Here is a 17,648-nt window from a genome sequence, read left to right as displayed (position 1 = left end):
AAGATACAGGACTAAGCAACATGTCTAAAATTTTTGATTTCGTAAAACCTGGCGTGATCACTGGTGATGACGTTCAGAAAGTGTTCCAGGTAGCTAAAGAAAACAACTTCGCTCTGCCAGCAGTTAACTGCGTTGGTACCGACTCCATTAACGCCGTACTGGAAGCTGCTGCAAAAGTTAAAGCACCGGTTATCGTTCAGTTCTCTAACGGTGGCGCAGCATTCATCGCTGGTAAAGGCGTGAAAACTGACGTTCCTCAGGGCGCGGCAATCCTGGGCGCAATCTCTGGTGCGCACCATGTACACCAGATGGCTGAACATTACGGTGTTCCGGTTATCCTGCACACTGACCACTGCGCGAAGAAACTGCTGCCGTGGATCGACGGTCTGCTGGACGCGGGTGAAAAACACTTCGCAGCGACCGGTAAGCCACTGTTCTCTTCTCACATGATCGACCTGTCTGAAGAGTCCCTGCACGAAAACATCGAAATCTGCTCTAAGTACCTGGCGCGCATGGCCAAAATGGACATGACCCTGGAAATCGAACTGGGTTGCACCGGTGGTGAAGAAGACGGCGTGGACAACAGCCACATGGACGCTTCTGCACTGTACACCCAGCCAGAAGACGTTGATTACGCTTACACCGAGCTGAGCAAAATCAGCCCACGCTTCACCATCGCAGCGTCCTTCGGTAACGTACACGGCGTTTACAAACCAGGTAACGTGGTTCTGACCCCAACTATCCTGCGTGATTCTCAGGAATACGTTTCTAAGAAACACAACCTGCCGCACAACAGCCTGAACTTCGTCTTCCACGGCGGTTCCGGTTCTTCTGCTCAGGAAATCAAAGACTCCGTAAGCTACGGCGTAGTGAAAATGAACATCGATACCGATACCCAGTGGGCAACATGGGACGGTATCCTGCAGTACTACAAAACGAACGAAGCTTACCTGCAGGGCCAGCTGGGCAACCCGAAAGGCGAAGACCAGCCGAACAAGAAATACTACGATCCACGTGTATGGCTGCGTGCTGCGCAGACTTCCATGGTGGCGCGTCTGGAGCAGGCTTTCAAAGAACTGAACGCGGTTGACGTTCTGTAATTTAAGCTGCTCATAGCATCAGAAGGCCCGCGAATGCGGGCCTTTTTTTATGCTTTTTCAATGGTCTGCCCGGCCCGTTTATGTGATCTGTTTGGCAAAACCGGTCCTTTTTGTTTACCCTTTACTGACCTGCCTGTCTCCATGGGGGATGGATTTTGTGTTTTTGGGATAACAAAAGGAAGACTAAATGGAACAACTCGATGTTGTAGACAGCATCAATAATGCCGGTAACTGGCTGGTGCGCAACCAGGCGCTGCTGCTGAGCTATGCCGTTAACATCGTCGCGGCGATTGCCATCATCATCGTCGGGATGATCGTGGCGCGTATCGTATCAAACGCCGTAAACCGCGTGATGCTGGCGCGTCACATTGACGCCACTGTGGCTGACTTCCTCTCTGCACTGGTGCGCTACGGTATTATTGCCTTTACGCTGATTGCTGCACTGGGGCGTGTTGGCGTACAGACTGCCTCGGTGATTGCTGTTCTCGGTGCCGCCGGTCTGGCCATTGGTCTGGCGCTGCAGGGGTCGCTCTCGAACCTGGCAGCGGGTGTGTTGCTGGTAACCTTCCGTCCGTTCCGCTCTGGCGAGTACGTTGACCTGGGCGGTATTGCCGGCACCGTACTGCAGGTGCAGATTTTCTCAACCACTCTGCGAACTGTGGATGGCCGTATCGTGGTGGTACCGAACGGGAAAATCATCGCGGGCAACATCATTAACTTTTCCCGCGAGCCGGTGCGTCGTAACGAGCTGATTATCAGCGTGGCGTATGACTCTGATATCGATCAGGTGAAATCGCTGATCGCCAATATCATTGCCTCCGACGATCGTATTCTGAAAGATAAAGAGCAAACCGTTCGCCTGAACGAGTTGGGGGCATCCTCCATCAACTTTGTCGTGCGCATCTGGAGCAAAAGTAGCGATCTGCAAAACGTTTACTGGGATGTTCTGGAACGTATCAAACGTGATTTTGATGCCAACGGGATCAGCTTCCCGTATCCACAGATGGACGTGAACCTTAAACGCGAGAAAGAAGCCGAGTAATCCTCTTCCTCAGGAGGCCCGGTGAACGGCAACGCCACCGGGCCTTTTTATTAGCAATACTAATCACCAATTAATATTATCAATTTCCTCTAATAAGATTCTCGCAGTATAGTCAGCTCCCAGGACAACTTGCTGAGAATTTATTCATGTTATCTTATTATTTTCAAGGTCTTGCATTAGGTGCGGCCATGATCCTTCCCCTTGGCCCGCAGAACGCGTTCGTGATGAACCAGGGCATTCGCCGTCAGTATCATCTTATGATTGCCCTACTGTGCGCGGTGAGCGATTTGCTGCTGATCTGCGCCGGAATCTTTGGCGGCAGTGCGTTGCTGATGCAGTCTCCCTGGCTGCTGGCGCTGGTGACCTGGGGTGGCGTGGCGTTCCTGCTGTGGTATGGGTTTGGGGCGCTGAAAACGGCAATGAGCAGCAATCTCGAACTGGCGAGCGCCGAGGTCATGAAGCAGGGCCGCTGGAAGATTATCGTCACCATGCTGGCGGTCACCTGGCTCAACCCGCACGTTTATCTGGATACCTTTGTGGTGCTGGGCAGCCTGGGCGGGCAGCTCGACGTTGAGCCAAAACGCTGGTTTGCCCTGGGTACCGTCAGCGCCTCATTCCTGTGGTTCTTCGGTCTCGCGATTCTGGCGGCATGGCTGGCCCCGCGTCTGCGTACCGCTAAAGCCCAGCGGATCATCAATACGCTGGTGGGCGTGGTGATGTGGTTTATTGCCTTTCAGCTGGCAAAAGAGGGGATTCATCATGTTCAGGAATTGCTCAACTAAGCGTTGTCTTATGGACAACTGAGCGAGAGCCGCTAAGCTTGCTGGCATGCGCCCTGTTGTTGGGCACTCTTCGCAACATGGAGGAATGACAGTGAAGTTTAAAGTGATGGCCCTGGCGGCATTAGTGAGTTTAGGTGCGGTGTCGGTGCAGGCAAGTGAATTGCCTGATGGCCCGCACATCGTCACTTCAGGCACCGCAAGCGTGGATGCGGTACCCGATGTTGCAACGCTGGCAATTGAAGTGAACGTGGCCGCGAAAGATGCCGCTTCTGCCAAGAAGCAGGCTGACGATCGTGTTGCGCAATATCTCTCTTTCCTGGAGCAGAACGGTGTCGCTAAAAAAGACATCAGCTCTGCCAACCTGCGTACCCAGCCTGATTACGACTACCAGAACGGTAAAAGCATCCTGAAAGGCTACCGTGCCGTGCGCACCGTTGAAGTGACCGTGCGTCAGCTCGATAAACTGAACTCGCTGCTGGATGGCGCGCTGAAAGCGGGTCTGAACGAAATTCGTTCCGTCTCACTGGGCGTTGCGCAACCGGAAAAATACAAAGACCAGGCGCGTAAAGCCGCCATTGATGATGCAATCCATCAGGCACAACAGCTGGCGTCCGGGTTCAACAGTAAGCTCGGTCCGGTATACAGCGTGCGTTACCATGTCTCAAATTATCAGCCAAGCCCGATGGTACGGATGATGAAGGCCGACGCGGCGCCGGTGTCTGCTCAGGAAACTTATGAGCAGCCGACGATTCAGTTCGACGATCAGGTTGATGTGGTGTTCCAGCTGCAGCCGACCCAAAGTCAGCAGACTGAGCCGGCAAAAGCGCAGTAATCTATCTTCACAATTCCCCTCTCCCGTCAGGAGAGGGGAATTGTTCCTTAATCTTGTCTCAACACCTTATGCCCATACGCCAGCAGCGCGTCGGTGACGTTGCGCATCATGCGGCTTTCTGGCGCAAAACGGTGCCAGTAGAGCATCCGGCGCTGATACAGCCCCGGCGTTAAGTCAATCAGCTCACCGCTTTTCAACTCTTTCTCTATCTGCAGGTGCGGGATCATACAGCAGGTCGTGCCCTGACGTGCGAGCTGCACAAACGCTTCAGACGAGTTCACGATATGACATGGCACGCTGCCCGGCGGCAGATCGAAGTTTTGCTGCAGGAAGGCCTGATGCATATCGTCCAGATGGTCGAACGCTACCGCAGGGGCTTTCAGCAGCGCGGCGCGGGTGACGCCGTTCGGGAAGTAGCGCTCGGCAAACGCTTTTGAGCCGACAAACAGATAGTCCAGTGCGCCCAGCTGATCGACAAGACAGCTCGGCAGCGCCTGAGGCTGGATACTGACCGCCCCAACCACTTCACCGCGTCGCAGGCGCTCCTGCGTACGGGTTTCATCTTCAACCTGCAGATTCAGGCGAATCGGGGAGTCTGCTAATACCGGCGCAAGGGCCGGCAACAGCCAGGTTGCCAGACTGTCGGCGTTCACCGCCAGCGAGAGCAGCAGCGGCGTTGAGCCGGTCTGTTCGTCACCCAGCCACTCATCTTCGAGCAGCTCAACCTGGCGCAGCAGGGCGAGGAGCTTTTGCCCTTGCTCCGTTGGACGCGGTGGAACAGTACGTACCAGCAGAGGCTGCCCGAACATGTTTTCCAGCTGCTTGATGCGTTGTGATACGGCGGACTGAGTGATACAAAGCTTTTGCGCTGCGCGCTCAAAACCGCGTTCACGAATAACTGCATCAAGTGCCTGTAGTGTTCTGTAGTCCGGACGTTTCATTGCTCTGGCTGACTCCTTAATTTTGCTTAATCTGCACTATGACACAATTTTCCCTTCGTGGCAGACGAAATCCATCCGACGTGTTCTATAATGCGGCCTACGTTTTCACACCACAGGCTAAACGATCATGACGCAGGATGAACTGAAAAAAGCAGTAGGATGGGCCGCTCTCCAGTATGTGCAACCGGGTACCATTGTCGGTGTTGGTACGGGCTCGACGGCGGCACACTTTATCGATGCGCTGGGCACGATGAAAGGGCAGATCGAGGGCGCAGTTTCCAGCTCCGACGCTTCCACGGAAAAGCTGAAAAGCCTTGGCATCACCGTTTTCGATCTGAATGAAGTTGACCGTCTTGGCATCTACGTTGATGGCGCGGATGAAATCAACTGCCATATGCAGATGATCAAAGGCGGCGGTGCGGCGCTGACGCGTGAAAAAATCATCGCCTCCGTGGCGGATAAATTCATCTGTATCGCCGATGCGTCAAAGCAGGTTGATATCCTGGGTAAATTCCCGCTGCCGGTAGAAGTGATCCCAATGGCGCGGAGCGCTGTGGCGCGTGAACTGGTGAGACTGGGTGGACGCCCGGAATATCGTCAGGGCGTCATCACTGATAACGGCAACGTGATCCTCGACGTTCACGGTCTGGAAATTCTCGACGCCATTGCGCTGGAAAATGCCATTAACGGTATTCCAGGCGTAGTGACTGTAGGGTTATTCGCCAACCGTGGCGCGGATGTCGCGCTGATCGGCACGGCAGATGGCGTGCAAACCATCGTAAAATGATCTGATGGGGGGAGCCCTCCCCCCGCTAAAAAAATTTTGAAAAGCTAAATTCGGTGACTTGTGTCACGCTTTTCACCTCTCGTTTGCCGATCCTGCCGCATTCGCAAATTTCTACAGCATTTTCCTCTGTCATTTTGCTCTGTATGACTTTTCTTCAGAGTGCCGACGCAAACGTTCATATTGCTGCAATAGTTTTTTTTGATATGTTGGCTACAGCGGATTTAAATCCAGCACAACATCAGTTCAGACAAAAACAGGGTCGGGTAAGGTAAATGGCAAAGGTATCACTGGAGAAAGACAAGATTAAATTCCTGCTGGTTGAGGGCGTGCATCAGAAAGCGCTTGATAGCCTTCGTGCAGCAGGTTACACCAACATCGAATTTCACAAAGGCGCGCTGGACACCGAAGAGCTGAAAGCGTCCATCCGTGATGCCCATTTCATTGGCCTGCGATCCCGTACCCAACTGACTGAAGACGTGATTGCCGCGGCGGAAAAGTTGGTTGCCATCGGCTGTTTCTGCATCGGTACCAACCAGGTTGATCTGAATGCCGCCGCAAAACGCGGTGTGCCTGTCTTTAACGCCCCGTTCTCCAACACCCGTTCCGTGGCGGAGTTAGTGATTGGCGAGCTGCTGCTGTTGCTGCGTGGTATTCCGGAAGCTAACGCCAAAGCGCACCGCGGCGTGTGGAACAAACTGGCTGCGGGTTCATACGAAGCCCGTGGTAAAAAACTCGGTATCATCGGCTATGGCCACATCGGTACTCAGCTGGGGATCCTGGCTGAATCCCTGGGGATGCATGTCTATTTTTATGATATCGAAAGCAAACTGCCGTTGGGCAACGCCACTCAGGTTCAACACCTCTCTGACCTGCTGAACATGAGCGACGTGGTCAGCCTGCACGTGCCGGAAAATGCGTCAACGAAAAACATGATGGGTGCTGAGGAACTGGCGCTGATGAAGCCAGGTTCACTGCTGATCAACGCCGCGCGCGGTACGGTTGTCGACATCCCGGCGCTGTGCGATGCGCTGAAGCGTAAGCATCTGGCGGGGGCGGCAATTGACGTCTTCCCGACTGAGCCTGCTACCAACAGCGATCCGTTCACCTCTCCGCTGTGCGAATTCGACAACGTGATCCTGACGCCGCACATCGGCGGCTCGACGCAGGAAGCGCAGGAAAATATCGGTCTGGAAGTCGCGGGCAAGCTGAGCAAATACTCCGACAACGGTTCTACGCTCTCTGCCGTGAACTTCCCGGAAGTGTCTCTGCCGTTGCACGGTGGCCGTCGTCTGCTGCACATCCATGAAAACCGTCCGGGCGTGCTGACTGCGATCAACCAGATCTTTGCCGAGCAGAGCGTCAACATTGCCGCGCAGTATCTGCAAACGAACTCTCAGATGGGTTACGTGGTGATTGATATTGAAGCGGACGAAGATGTAGCGGAAAAAGCGCTGCAGAGCATGAAGGCTATTCCGGGTACCATTCGCGCCCGTCTGCTGTACTGATTCTGTTTCTGTGAGCATAAAGCCGGGTCGCTACCCGGCTTTATTTTACCAGCGCCAGGTTTTGCCCGGCGTCACTACCGCAGGCAGCGGAATATCCCACTTCTCTACCGGCAAGGCTTCCACGCCCTGACAGTCATGTGCGTACCCCACAGGCTGCAAATTATAAAGCTGCCAGTTTTGCAGCGTCCTGTCATAAAAACCGCCACCCATCCCTAAGCGCTGACCCTGCTCATCAAATGCAACCAGCGGCGTGATCAGTACATCCAGTTCTGAGAGGGGGAGGACGTCGCGGACGTCGAGTTTTGGTTCGGTGATTTTCAGACGATTCACCACCAGTTCGCTGTGCGGATGGTAGTGTAAAAACAGCAGATTTCCCTGGCTAAACGGATGCAGCACCGGCAGGTACACTCTTTTCCCGGCGCGCCACAGCTGTTCTATCAGCGGTTGAGTATCCAGCTCGCCATCAAATGAGAGGAACAGGGCGACGGTACGCGCCATCACAACAGGGGGATAGGCCATCATACGGGCTGCGCCTTGCTGGGCAAACTGAGCTTGCTGTTCGGGAGTTAACGCACGACGGCGTTGACGCATGAGCTGACGGATGTCCTGGCGTGAGGAAGAGACTTCAGGGAGTTGGGTCATGGTAGTCGGTAGAAGAAAAAGAGAGGGAATCTCCGAGATGCCGCCGCAGGCTGTAACCCTTGAACCCTTGGTTCAAGGTGAATGTGTCGTCATAGTTTTAAGGCTTCTCGGACGAACCGAGCATGCTCACCAACCATGGAGCGCCACATTCTTGTGGTATGAAATATCGGCTCAGGGGACTGGCCCGCTTGCGAACATCTCAGAGAAATTTTGTCTTCACAGTTACTCTACCATAGTCAACTGAGAAGTGTTATTCAAACTTTGGTCCCGGTCTTTCGGGATTGCGACCTTGATCAAGCAATGCCTGTTCTATGGTCTGCTGGAGCATTTTAATGCGCTGCTCCATGCTTGCCGCGTAATCGCGGGTCTTCGCTTTTTCCTGAGTCAGTTCATAACTGATGTTCAACGCGGCGATGAAAACCAGCTGCTCAGTATTTGTGACTCTAGTGCGTTCTTTGAGATCTTGCAACCGCTGATTCAAATCGTCCGCAGCCTGATTCAAGGCATCCCTTTGTTCAGGCGGACAATTCACTCGCAGTGAACGGCCAAAAATCTGGAGATCGACGGGTTGTGCAGACATGCCACCTTCCTGCTGATTGACTGCGCTGCCTTCGCTTACTGCCCCGGGGGCTGCGAAGGGGCGACACTATAGCTACCCTGATGTGAAGATACAAGCCCTTTTCTGGTATCACCAGGGTCCAAAGTGGTAGCATATCATGAATATTCCTCCCAACGATGACGAATGCGCATGTCTATACAGAACGAAATGCCTGGTTACAAGGATTTAAACCAGTTACTGAACCAGCAGGGAGTCGGTTTAACCTCTGCGGAAATGCACGGTCTGATCAGTGGCATGCTGTGCGGCGGAAACAGCGACAGCTCATGGCAGCCGCTGATCCACGACCTGACGAACGAAGGGCTGGCGTTTGGTCACGAGCTGGCGGAAGCCGTGCGTAAAATGCACTCCGCGATCAGCGATTCGCTGGAAGACGATGGCTTCCTTTTTCAGCTTTATCTGCCTGAAGGCGATGACGTCAGCGTCTTCGATCGTGCCGATGCGCTCGCAGGTTGGGTCAACCACTACCTGTTGGGGCTGGGCGTCACGCAGCCGAAACTCGATAAAGTGACCGGCGAAGCGGGTGAGGCGATCGACGATCTGCGTAACATTGCGCAGTTGGGCTACGATGAAGACGAAGACCAGGAAGAGCTGGAAATGTCTCTCGAAGAGATCATCGAATACGTTCGCGTTGCTGCTTTGCTGTGCCACGACCACTTTACGCGTTCGCAGCCGACCGCACCGGAAGTCCGTAAGCCAACCTTACATTAAGAAAAATAACGCACAGGAGGGTGTCATGGTTATCTCAAATCAAGAGTATTCGCGCCGTCGTCAGGCGCTGCTGGCCAATATGCAGCCGGGCAGCGCCGCGCTGATTTTTGCTGCGCCAGAAGTGACGCGCAGCGCCGACAGCGAATACCCCTATCGCCAGAGCAGCGATTTCTGGTACTTCACCGGCTTCAACGAGCCGGAAGCGGTACTGGTGCTGATTAAGAGTAATGACACCCACAACCACAGCGTGATTTTTAACCGCGTTCGCGATCTCACTGCGGAAATCTGGTTTGGCCGCCGCTTAGGGCAAGAGGCTGCGCCAGAGAAGCTGGGGGTGGATCGGGCGCTGGCATTCAGTGAAATCAACCAGCAGCTCTATCAACTGCTCAATGGCCTGGATGTGCTTTACCACGCGCAGGGCGAGTATGCGTATGCCGATGAGATTGTCTTTACCGCTCTGGATAAGCTGCGCAAAGGTTCGAGGCAGAATCTGTCCGCCCCGGCCACCCTGACGGACTGGCGTCCGGTGGTGCATGAGATGCGTCTGTTCAAATCGCCGGAAGAGCTGGACGTGATGCGCCGCGCGGGTGAAATCAGTGCGCTGGCACACACCCGTGCCATGGAGAAATGCCGCCCGGGAATGTTTGAATACCAGCTGGAAGGGGAGATTCATCACGAATTTAACCGCCACGGCGCGCGTTATCCTTCTTACAACACCATTGTCGGTGGCGGTGAAAACGGCTGCATTCTGCACTACACCGAAAACGAAAGTGCGCTGCGCGACGGCGATCTGGTGCTGATTGACGCCGGATGCGAATTCCAGGGGTATGCGGGCGATATTACCCGTACGTTCCCGGTGAACGGTAAATTCACCCCCGCACAGCGCGCGGTGTATGACATCGTCCTCGAATCGCTCGAGACGGCGCTCAGGCTGTACCGTCCAGGCACGTCTATTCAGGAAGTGACTGGCGAAGTGGTGCGCATCATGATCACCGGCCTGGTGAAGCTCGGTATCCTGAAAGGCGACGTGGATACCCTGATTACCGAGAACGCGCATCGTCCGTATTTTATGCACGGCCTGAGCCACTGGCTGGGGCTGGATGTGCATGACGTGGGAGCATACGGTGCCGATCGTTCCCGCGTGCTTGAGCCAGGCATGGTATTAACCGTTGAGCCGGGGCTGTATATCGCGCCGGATGCCGACGTGCCGGAAGCATACCGTGGGATTGGCATTCGTATCGAAGACGACATCGTCATTACCGAAACCGGCAACGAAAACCTGACCGCCAGCGTCGTGAAAAATGCTGACGATATCGAGGCGCTGATGGCAGCGGCACGCGTATGAGCGTGATTATCGTTGGCGGCGGGATGACCGGAGCCACGCTGGCACTGGCCATCTCGCATTTTACGCAGGGAAAACTGCCGGTGCATCTGGTGGAGGCCGTTGCGCCAGAGGCCTCTGATCACCCCGGTTTTGATGCCCGCGCCATTGCACTGGCGCAGGGTACCTGTCAGCAACTCTCACGCATTGGCATCTGGCAGGCGATAGCCGACTGCGCGACGGCGATTAAAACCGTTCACGTCAGCGACCGCGGTCATGCCGGTTTCGTTACTCTGGATGCGCATGATTACCGTATAGATGCGCTGGGCCGGGTCGTGGAGCTGCACGACGTCGGATTACGCCTGTTCCGCCTGCTTAAGGATGCGCCAGGCGTGACCCTGCATTGCCCGGCGCGTGTGGCCAGCTTTAGCCGCAGTGACGCGTCGGTCAACGTGGTGCTGGAAAACGGTACCGTCCTTGAAGGCCAGCTTCTGGTAGCGGCAAACGGTTCGCGCTCTTCGCTCGGCACGCAGTGCGGCGTGGAGTGGCGACAACAGCCCTACGGGCAGGTGGCCGTCATTGCTAACGTTTCGACAGCGGGCGCTCACAACGGCCGCGCTTTTGAGCGTTTCACCCAGCATGGCCCGCTGGCGATGCTGCCCATGTCCCACGATCGCAGTTCGTTGGTGTGGTGCCATCCGCAGGACAACGCGGCTGAGATACAGACCTGGTCTGACGAACGTTTTTGTACCGAGCTGCAAAAAGCCTTTGGCTGGCGGCTGGGACGTATTACCCACGCGGGAAAGCGGAGCGTATACCCGTTGTCGCTGACCACCGCCTCGCAGTCTATCTCCCATCGCATGGCGCTGGTCGGCAATGCCGCGCAGACATTGCATCCCATCGCCGGGCAGGGGTTTAACCTCGGGCTTCGCGACGTGATGAGCCTGGCAGAAACGCTTTCGCAGGCGTGGAGCGAGCAAAAAGACTGTGGTGCCTGGTCGGTGCTCAGCCATTACCAGAAGCGACGCCGGGCAGATAAAGAGGCGACGATTGGTGTGACGGATGGTCTGGTGCACCTGTTTGCCAATCGCTGGGCACCCCTGGTTGCAGGCCGCAATCTTGGGCTGATGGCGATGGAATTATTCATTCCGGCACGTGACGTGCTGGCGCAGCGGACTCTTGGTTGGGTCGCGCGTTAAGGAGTTATCACCGTGCAAAATGTTGATGTCGCCATCGTTGGCGGCGGAATGGTAGGACTGGCGCTGGCCTGTGGTTTACAGGGCAGCGGCCTGCGCGTTGCGGTACTGGAGCAAAACGTGCCTCAGCCTGTCGCGCAGGACGCGCCGCCGGAACTGCGCGTCTCGGCAATCAATGCGGCCAGTGAAAAGTTGCTGACGCACCTTGGCGTCTGGTCAGATATCGTGGCGCAGCGTGCCAGCTGTTATCACGGCATGGAAGTGTGGGACAAAGACAGCTTTGGTCATATCGCGTTTGATGATGAAAGCATGGGCTACAGCCATCTGGGACACATCATCGAAAATGCCGTTATCCACCATGCTCTGTGGCAAAAGGCGCAGTCCTGCAGCGATATCACGCTGCTGGCACCGGCGCAAATCCAGCAGGTTGCCTGGGGAGAAAACGACGCTTTTATCACCCTGCAAAGCGGTGACATGCTGACCGCGCGACTGGTCGTGGGCGCTGACGGTGCCAACTCCTGGCTGCGTAACAAGGCGGATATTCCGCTGACGTTCTGGGACTATCGCCATCATGCTCTGGTGGCAACGATTCGCACTGAAGAGCCGCACGGTGGGGTGGCGCGCCAAATCTTCCACAATGACGGCATTCTGGCATTCCTGCCGTTGAGCGATCCACATCTGTGTTCGATTGTCTGGTCTCTGGTTCCTGATAAAGCGCAACAGATGCAGGAGGCGACTCCCGAGGCGTTTAACCAGGCGCTGTGCGTCGCGTTTGATAACCGTCTTGGGCTATGCACCCTTGAGAGCGAGCGGCTGGTGTTCCCGTTAACCGGACGCTATGCGCGTCAGTTTGCGGCGCACCGTCTGGCGCTGGTGGGTGACGCGGCGCATACGATCCATCCGCTGGCCGGGCAGGGCGTGAACCTTGGCTTTATGGACGCGGCAGAGCTGGTTGAAGAGTTGCGTCGCCTGCATCGCGAAGGCAAAGATATCGGCCAGCATCTCTATCTGCGTCGCTACGAACGCAGCCGTAAGCACAGTGCAGCGGTGATGCTGGCAGGCATGCAGGGTTTCCGTGAGCTGTTTGCCGGCGCGAATCCAGCGAAAAAACTGCTGCGCGACCTCGGCCTTAAACTTGCCGATACCCTTCCGGGCGTAAAACCTCAACTCCTTCGCCAGGCGATGGGTCTTAACGACCTGCCGGACTGGCTGCGCTAATATAGACCCCCGTCACACTTTGTTTTCCCGGCCTCTGCGCCGGGGAAATTCACTCGTTTGAAATAATCTAATTTCACCGCATTTTTCGCATTAGAAAATCTAATCTTACTATTTTTATGTTACGGAAATTCCGCCCGCTTTTCCGCATGAAATATCACCATCTGCTAAATCCTGTTAGAGTAATGTTAATTTTATGCGGGTTTAATCGCAGTTTGCCAGTGAATAACTCTGTAAGCTTTTTCGTGTTTTTAGGTCATAAGCTAATGCGATGACCCGTTTTACCTTATGGTTAATCGCCGGTTTCGGTGGTAAGTTCAGGTAAAAGAGAACGTTTGCGTCGGGGTCCAGAAAGCGATCGCGGCGCCGGGTTTCGTGGCACTGTTCAGGTGTGCGAAACGCAAGACAGCCCTGCTTATTCAACGAGGAAAAGATGGCTCAACAGACTCCTTTGTACGAACAACACGTGTTATGCGGCGCACGCATGGTGGACTTCCATGGCTGGATGATGCCGCTGCACTACGGCTCGCAGATTGATGAGCACCACGCGGTGCGCACCGATGCCGGTATGTTCGACGTGTCACACATGACGATTGTCGACCTGCATGGCAGCCGCACCCGGGAGTTTTTACGTTATCTGCTGGCAAACGACGTCGCCAAACTGAAGACGCCAGGCAAAGCGCTCTACACCGGCATGCTGAATGCCTCCGGCGGCGTAATTGATGACCTCATCGTCTATTACTTCTCTGAAGATTTCTTCCGCCTCGTTGTAAACTCCGCCACCCGCGAAAAAGACCTCTCCTGGATTACCCAACACGCTGAACCTTACGCCATCGACATCACCGTCCGCGATGATCTGTCGCTGATCGCCGTGCAGGGGCCGAACGCGCAGTCTAAAGCCGCCTCTCTGTTCACCGATGAGCAGCGTAAAGCCACCGACGGCATGAAGCCGTTCTTCGGCGTACAGGCGGGCGATCTGTTTATCGCGACCACCGGCTACACCGGTGAAGCGGGCTATGAAATTGCCATGCCGAATGAGAAAGCCGCCGATTTCTGGCGTGCGCTGGTGGAAGCTGGCGTTAAGCCGGCAGGTCTGGGCGCGCGCGATACGCTGCGTCTGGAAGCCGGTATGAACCTCTACGGGCAAGAGATGGATGAAGGCGTGTCACCGCTGACGGCCAACATGGGCTGGACCATCGCCTGGGAACCGGCTGACCGTGAGTTTATTGGCCGTGAAGCGCTGGAAATGCAGCGTGAAAAGGGCACTGAACAACTGGTAGGCCTGGTGATGACCGAGAAAGGCGTGCTGCGCGGCGAGCTGCCGGTGCGTTTTACAGATGCTGACGGCAACCCGCGTGAAGGCGTGATCACCAGCGGTACCTTCTCCCCGACGCTGGGCTACAGTATTGCACTGGCGCGTGTTCCGGCGGGCATTGGCGAAACGGCAGTGGTGCAAATCCGCAACCGTGAAATGCCGGTCAACGTGACCAAACCGATTTTTGTTCGCGCCGGTAAGCCGGTCGCCTAATCATTTTTATCAGGAGAACTTCAATGAGCAATGTGCCAGCAGAACTGAAATACAGCAAAGAACACGAGTGGCTGCGCAAAGAGGCGGACGGCACTTACACCGTAGGGATCACCGAGCATGCGCAGGAGCTGCTGGGTGACATGGTGTTTGTTGACCTGCCTGAAGTCGGCGCATCCGTGGAAGCAGGCGATGACTGCGCCGTGGCCGAGTCCGTTAAAGCGGCTTCTGATATCTACGCCCCGGTAAGCGGTGAAATTGTTGCCGTGAACGACGCCCTGAGCGACTCCCCGGAGCTGGTGAACAGCGAGCCTTATGAAGGCGGCTGGATCTTCAAGATCAAAGCCAGCGACGAATCGCAGGTCGCCGCGCTGCTGGATGCCACCGCGTACGAAGCGCTGTTAGAAAACGAGTAAGCCTTAACCCTCTCCCCTTTGGGGGGAGGGTAGGGTGAGGGGAACAGACGACACCCTCACCCCAGCCCTTTCCCTCAGGGAGAGGGAGAAAACACATTCACTGCACGTTTCAGGAACCATCGCTCATGACACAGACTTTAAGCCAGCTTGAAAACCGTGGCGCCTTCATTGAACGTCACATTGGGCCGGATGCTCAGCAACAGCAGGAGATGCTGAAGACAGTTGGCGCGGATTCATTAAATGCACTGATCGGCCAGATTGTGCCAAAAGACATCCAGCTTGCCACGCCGCCTCAGGTGGGTGAAGCCACCACTGAATTCGCCGCTCTGGCGGAGCTGAAGGCGATTGCCGGCCTGAACAAGCGCTATAAGTCTTACATTGGCATGGGCTACACCAACGTGCAGTTACCCCCGGTTATTCTGCGTAATATGCTGGAAAACCCGGGCTGGTACACCGCCTACACCCCGTATCAGCCAGAAGTTTCTCAGGGCCGTCTGGAAGCGCTGCTGAACTTCCAGCAGGTTACGCTGGATTTGACCGGCCTGGATATCGCGTCCGCTTCACTGCTGGATGAAGCCACCGCCGCCGCCGAAGCAATGGCAATGGCGAAGCGCGTGAGCAAACTGAAAAATGCCAACCGCTTCTTCGTGGCAGCGGACGTGCATCCGCAAACGCTTGATGTGGTTCGTACTCGTGCCGAAACCTTTGGTTTTGACGTGATTGTCGACGACGCCGACAAAGTCCTCGATCATCAGGATGTGTTTGGCGTGCTGCTGCAACAGGTCGGCACCACCGGCGACGTTCACGACTACAGCGCACTGATTGCTGAGCTGAAGGCCCGCAAAGTGGTTGTCAGCGTCGCGGCTGATTTTATGGCGCTGGTCCTGCTGACGGCTCCAGGTAAACAGGGCGCGGACATTGTTTTCGGTTCTGCACAACGCTTTGGTGTCCCGATGGGCTACGGTGGCCCACATGCGGCGTTCTTTGCCGCAAAAGATGAATTCAAACGCTCCATGCCTGGCCGTATCATCGGCGTTTCAAAAGATGCCGCCGGTAACACCGCGCTGCGCATGGCAATGCAGACTCGCGAGCAGCATATTCGTCGCGAGAAAGCGAACTCTAACATCTGTACCTCGCAGGTCCTGCTGGCCAATATCGCCAGCCTGTACGCAGTCTTCCACGGTCCGGTTGGCCTGAAACGCATTGCCAGCCGTATTCACCGTCTGGCGGATATTCTGGCCTGCGGTCTGCAGCAGAAAGGCCTGAAACTGCGCCACGCCCATTACTTTGACACGCTGTGCGTTGAAGTGGCAGACAAAGCCGCGGTGCTGGCTCGTGCTGACGCGGCAGAGATCAACCTGCGTAGCGACATCCATAACGCGGTAGGCATTACCCTGGATGAAAGCACTACCCGCGAAGATATCGTTAACCTGTTTAACGTCTTGCTGGGCGATGCGCACGGCCTGGACATTGATACGCTCGATAAAGATGTCGCGCTCGACAGCCGCTCTATCCAGGAAAGCATGCTGCGTGATGATGCGATCCTGACTCACCCGGTGTTCAATCGCTACCACAGCGAAACCGAGATGATGCGCTATATGCACTCTCTGGAGCGCAAAGACCTGGCGCTGAACCAGGCGATGATCCCGCTGGGCTCCTGCACCATGAAGCTGAACGCTGCGGCAGAGATGATCCCAATCACCTGGCCTGAATTTTCCGAGCTGCACCCGTTCTGCCCACCAGAGCAGGCCGAAGGTTACCATCTGATGATCAACCAGCTCTCCGACTGGCTGGTGAAGCTGACCGGTTACGATGCACTCTGCATGCAGCCAAACTCCGGGGCGCAGGGGGAATACGCGGGCCTGCTGGCAATTCGTCACTATCACGAAAGCCGCAATGAAGGGCATCGCGATATTTGCCTAATCCCAAGTTCTGCGCATGGCACCAACCCGGCGTCTGCCCAGATGGCGGGTATGGAAGTGGTGGTGGTGGCCTGCGACAAGAACGGCAACATTGACCTGGCCGATCTGCGTGAGAAAGCCGAGCAGGCGGGCGAAAAACTCTCCTGCATCATGGTGACCTACCCGTCCACCCACGGTGTGTACGAAGAGACCATCCGTGAAGTGTGTGAAGTGGTTCATCAGTTCGGCGGTCAGGTTTATCTCGACGGTGCGAACATGAACGCACAGGTTGGCATTACCTCTCCGGGCTTTATCGGCGCGGATGTGTCGCACCTGAACCTGCATAAAACCTTCTGTATTCCGCACGGCGGTGGTGGTCCGGGTATGGGCCCAATCGGTGTGAAAGCACACCTGGCGCCGTTTGTCCCAGGCCACAGCGTAGTGCAGATTGAAGGCATGTTGACCCGTCAGGGCGCGGTCTCTGCGGCACCGTTCGGTAGCGCCTCAATCCTGCCCATCAGCTGGATGTATATCCGCATGATGGGCGCGGAAGGGCTGAAGCGGGCAAGCCAGGTGGCTATCCTCAATGCTAACTACATCGCAACGCGTCTGAAAGAAGCGTATCCGGTGCTCTACACGGGCCGTGATGGTCGCGTGGCGCACGAGTGCATCCTCGATATCCGTCCTTTGAAAGAAGAGACAGGTATCAGCGAGCTGGATATTGCTAAGCGTCTGATTGACTACGGATTCCATGCGCCAACCATGTCGTTCCCGGTGGCGGGTACGCTGATGGTTGAACCCACCGAGTCTGAAAGCAAAGTTGAGCTGGACCGCTTTATTGACGCGATGCTGGCTATCCGCACTGAAATCGACCGCGTGAAAGCCGGTGAGTGGACGCTGGCTGATAACCCGCTGGTTAACGCACCGCACACCCAGAATGAGCTGGTCTCCGGGTGGGAGCACGGTTATACCCGTGAGCAGGCGGTGTTCCCGGCTGGCATAGCAAACAAATACTGGCCGACCGTGAAACGTCTCGATGACGTCTACGGTGACCGTAATCTGTTCTGCTCTTGTGTGCCAATGAGCGAATACCAGTAATCGTTTCGCGGTTATAAT

At 55.7% G+C, this 17,648-nt stretch carries 16 protein-coding genes and 1 other RNA gene; 13 read left to right on the top strand and 4 right to left on the bottom strand.

The genetic code is table 11. The features are described 5' to 3' along the window. Nucleotides 1–20: 20 nt before the first annotated feature. The 4 genes from fbaA to F8561_RS04010 all read left to right on the top strand — a co-directional run bounded on the left by fbaA (nucleotide 21) and on the right by F8561_RS04010 (nucleotide 3,756). Complete coding sequence (gene fbaA / locus F8561_RS04025; protein WP_014171535.1) at nucleotides 21–1,100, top strand: class II fructose-bisphosphate aldolase; 1,080 nt, start codon at nucleotides 21–23, stop codon at nucleotides 1,098–1,100. A gap of 187 nt (nucleotides 1,101–1,287) precedes the next feature. Next, nucleotides 1,288–2,142: a small-conductance mechanosensitive channel MscS gene (gene mscS / locus F8561_RS04020; protein WP_014171534.1), complete on the top strand. Its 855-nt coding sequence runs from the start codon at nucleotides 1,288–1,290 to the stop codon at nucleotides 2,140–2,142. A 146-nt stretch (nucleotides 2,143–2,288) separates the two neighbouring features. Next, entirely contained in the window at nucleotides 2,289–2,924 is a 636-nt protein-coding gene (argO, locus tag F8561_RS04015) for an arginine exporter ArgO (protein ID WP_014171533.1), read from the top strand. A gap of 91 nt (nucleotides 2,925–3,015) precedes the next feature. After that, nucleotides 3,016–3,756, top strand: a complete 741-nt coding sequence (locus tag F8561_RS04010) for an oxidative stress defense protein (protein ID WP_025203272.1) — start codon at nucleotides 3,016–3,018, stop codon at nucleotides 3,754–3,756. A 47-nt stretch (nucleotides 3,757–3,803) separates the two neighbouring features. On the opposite strand, the gene argP is transcribed toward F8561_RS04010, so the two are convergent. Further along, entirely contained in the window at nucleotides 3,804–4,697 is an 894-nt protein-coding gene (argP, locus tag F8561_RS04005) for a DNA-binding transcriptional regulator ArgP (protein WP_008499727.1), read from the bottom strand. 127 nt (nucleotides 4,698–4,824) lie between these two features. Here argP and rpiA point away from each other — a divergent pair, with 127 nt between their 5' ends. Both rpiA and serA read left to right on the top strand, forming a co-directional pair. Continuing rightward, the gene (rpiA, locus tag F8561_RS04000) at nucleotides 4,825–5,484 is read left to right on the top strand and encodes a ribose-5-phosphate isomerase RpiA (protein WP_151887171.1); all 660 of its coding nucleotides are present in this window, start codon (nucleotides 4,825–4,827) and stop codon (nucleotides 5,482–5,484) included. A 272-nt stretch (nucleotides 5,485–5,756) separates the two neighbouring features. Further along, on the top strand, nucleotides 5,757–6,989 hold the full coding sequence (gene serA, locus F8561_RS03995; RefSeq protein WP_014171529.1) for a phosphoglycerate dehydrogenase: 1,233 nt from the start codon (nucleotides 5,757–5,759) through the stop codon (nucleotides 6,987–6,989). A gap of 45 nt (nucleotides 6,990–7,034) precedes the next feature. Here serA and F8561_RS03990 read toward each other — a convergent pair whose 3' ends face one another. The 3 genes from F8561_RS03990 to zapA form a co-directional block, all read right to left on the bottom strand. Then, a complete protein-coding gene (locus tag F8561_RS03990) occupies nucleotides 7,035–7,631 on the bottom strand; it encodes a 5-formyltetrahydrofolate cyclo-ligase (RefSeq protein WP_151887170.1) in 597 nt (198 codons plus the stop codon). Nucleotides 7,632–7,656: 25 nt separating this feature from the next. Continuing rightward, nucleotides 7,657–7,840, bottom strand: a non-coding RNA gene (ssrS, locus tag F8561_RS03985) — 6S RNA. 41 nt (nucleotides 7,841–7,881) lie between these two features. After that, nucleotides 7,882–8,211, bottom strand: coding sequence for a cell division protein ZapA (gene zapA / locus F8561_RS03980; protein WP_006811891.1), 330 nt, complete (start codon nucleotides 8,209–8,211; stop codon nucleotides 7,882–7,884). A gap of 168 nt (nucleotides 8,212–8,379) precedes the next feature. Between zapA and F8561_RS03975 the strand changes: the two genes are divergently transcribed. The 7 genes from F8561_RS03975 (at nucleotide 8,380) to gcvP (ending at nucleotide 17,630) form a co-directional block, all read left to right on the top strand. Beyond that, nucleotides 8,380–8,958, top strand: coding sequence for a YecA family protein (locus F8561_RS03975; protein WP_025203274.1), 579 nt, complete (start codon nucleotides 8,380–8,382; stop codon nucleotides 8,956–8,958). Nucleotides 8,959–8,989: 31 nt separating this feature from the next. Beyond that, nucleotides 8,990–10,303, top strand: a complete 1,314-nt coding sequence (gene pepP / locus F8561_RS03970; RefSeq protein WP_025203275.1) for a Xaa-Pro aminopeptidase — start codon at nucleotides 8,990–8,992, stop codon at nucleotides 10,301–10,303. Continuing rightward, the gene (ubiH, locus tag F8561_RS03965) at nucleotides 10,300–11,478 is read left to right on the top strand and encodes a 2-octaprenyl-6-methoxyphenyl hydroxylase (protein ID WP_150342965.1); all 1,179 of its coding nucleotides are present in this window, start codon (nucleotides 10,300–10,302) and stop codon (nucleotides 11,476–11,478) included. Before pepP ends, ubiH begins: the two co-directional genes overlap by 4 nt. 12 nt (nucleotides 11,479–11,490) lie before the next feature. Beyond that, entirely contained in the window at nucleotides 11,491–12,693 is a 1,203-nt protein-coding gene (ubiI, locus tag F8561_RS03960; protein ID WP_014171524.1) for an FAD-dependent 2-octaprenylphenol hydroxylase, read from the top strand. Between the two features lie 430 nt (nucleotides 12,694–13,123). Beyond that, complete coding sequence (gene gcvT, locus F8561_RS03955) at nucleotides 13,124–14,218, top strand: glycine cleavage system aminomethyltransferase GcvT (protein ID WP_151887169.1); 1,095 nt, start codon at nucleotides 13,124–13,126, stop codon at nucleotides 14,216–14,218. 23 nt (nucleotides 14,219–14,241) lie between these two features. After that, nucleotides 14,242–14,631, top strand: coding sequence for a glycine cleavage system protein GcvH (gcvH, locus tag F8561_RS03950; protein ID WP_014171522.1), 390 nt, complete (start codon nucleotides 14,242–14,244; stop codon nucleotides 14,629–14,631). 125 nt (nucleotides 14,632–14,756) lie between these two features. After that, nucleotides 14,757–17,630: an aminomethyl-transferring glycine dehydrogenase gene (gene gcvP / locus F8561_RS03945; RefSeq protein ID WP_151887168.1), complete on the top strand. Its 2,874-nt coding sequence runs from the start codon at nucleotides 14,757–14,759 to the stop codon at nucleotides 17,628–17,630. Nucleotides 17,631–17,648: the final 18 nt, after the last annotated feature.

This window comes from Enterobacter sp. 198 (assembly GCF_009025585.1).
Taxonomy (GTDB): domain Bacteria; phylum Pseudomonadota; class Gammaproteobacteria; order Enterobacterales; family Enterobacteriaceae; genus Enterobacter; species Enterobacter ludwigii.
The sequence above is the reverse complement of the archived record's forward strand: the minus strand, read 5'-3'. Positions and strand labels throughout refer to the sequence as shown.